Origin of the sequence: Streptomyces sp. SID14478 (assembly GCF_010548525.1) — a bacterium.
GTDB lineage: Bacteria > Actinomycetota > Actinomycetes > Streptomycetales > Streptomycetaceae > Streptomyces.
Map to the genome: position 1 here is coordinate 1 of NZ_JAAGMG010000576.1, position 1321 is coordinate 1321.

Below are 1321 nucleotides of genomic sequence, written 5' to 3' on the forward strand. Positions count from 1 at the left end.
GGGGCCGCCGGGGCCAGCGGGGCGGCCGGCCGGCGGCTTCACGGTGGTGCGGCCGCCGCGGCGGGTCTCGATCAGCGCGACGGAACGTTCGGGCAGCCACGCCGACGCCGTACCGCTGTCGTCGCTGCCGGAGCCGAACAGGTGCGGGGCGAGCTGCGCCTGGAGGTCGGCGGGCGAGGGCCGCATCGCCGCTTCCATGTGCATGCACGTCTCCAGCAGCGGACGCAGCTCGTCCGGGAGTCCTTCGAGGTCGGGGCCCTCGCGCAGCAGCATGAAGACGGTCTCGACGGGGTTGGCGCCGTGGAAGGGGGCGTGCCCCGTGGCGGCGAAGACGAGCGTGGAGCCGAGCGAGAAGACGTCGCTCGCGCCGGTCACGCTCCGCGAGTCCTTCGCCTGCTCCGGCGACATGTACGCGGGCGTGCCCACGGCCACGTTCGTCATGGTCAGGCGGGTGTTGGAGACGCCGGACGCGATGCCGAAGTCGATGACGCGCGGGCCGTCCTCGACGACGAGGACGTTCGACGGCTTGAGGTCGCGGTGGACCAGGCCCGCGCCGTGGATGGACTGCAGCGCCTCGGCGATGCCGGCCGCGAGCCAGCGCACCGCCTGGGCCGGCAGCGGCCCGCACTCATTCACTATTTCCTCGAGGGAGGGCGCGGGCACGTACGCGGTGGCGAGCCAGGGCACGGCCGCACGCGGGTCGGCGTCGACGACGGCGGCCGTGTAGAAGCCGGACACCGCCCGGGCCGCCTCGACCTCGCGCGTGAAACGCACCCGGAACAGCTGGTCCTCGGCCAGTTCGGTACGCACCGTCTTGATCGCCACGCGCCGCCCGGAGGCCGAGCGCGCCAGATAGACCAGACCCATGCCGCCCGCGCCGAGCCGTCCCAGGACCTCGAACGGACCGATCCGCCTCGGATCGTGCTGCGTCAGCTGATCCACCACTTGCCTGCCACCTCCCCGTACGGGCCACCGTGCGTACGGCCCCCGTCAGCGTCTCACCACCGCAGCGCTACGGCGGCACGCACCCCGATTGTTCCTGTCGGAGGCGTCCGTGGCGAACCCGGGGGCATATCGGGGTGTCTCAGGCGTCCGGGGTCCGTCCCGGCGGCTCCCACAGGGCGAATTCGGCGCCCTGGTCGTCGACGAGCACCGCGGTGCGGCCGTACCGGCCGTCGTGCGGCGCCACCAGGACGCGTCCGCCGAGCCGGGTGACCTCCGCGCAGCCCGCGTCCACGGCGGCGGCGCCGAAGTGCAGCAGGAAGCGCGGGGCCTCGCCGGGCACGTGCACCCGGGTCAGGCCCGGGGTGCCGGTGCGCGG

General features: G+C 74.3%; 1 protein-coding gene and 1 pseudogene. Both read right to left on the reverse strand.

Features of this window, described 5'->3' with window-relative positions:
- On the reverse strand, window positions 1-945 hold a 945-nt coding region (locus G3I40_RS18880; RefSeq protein ID WP_164303309.1), incomplete at its 3' end, for a serine/threonine-protein kinase.
- Window positions 946-1084: 139 nt separating this feature from the next.
- Window positions 1085-1321, reverse strand: a pseudogene (locus tag G3I40_RS18885) (VOC family protein); the annotation flags it as partial.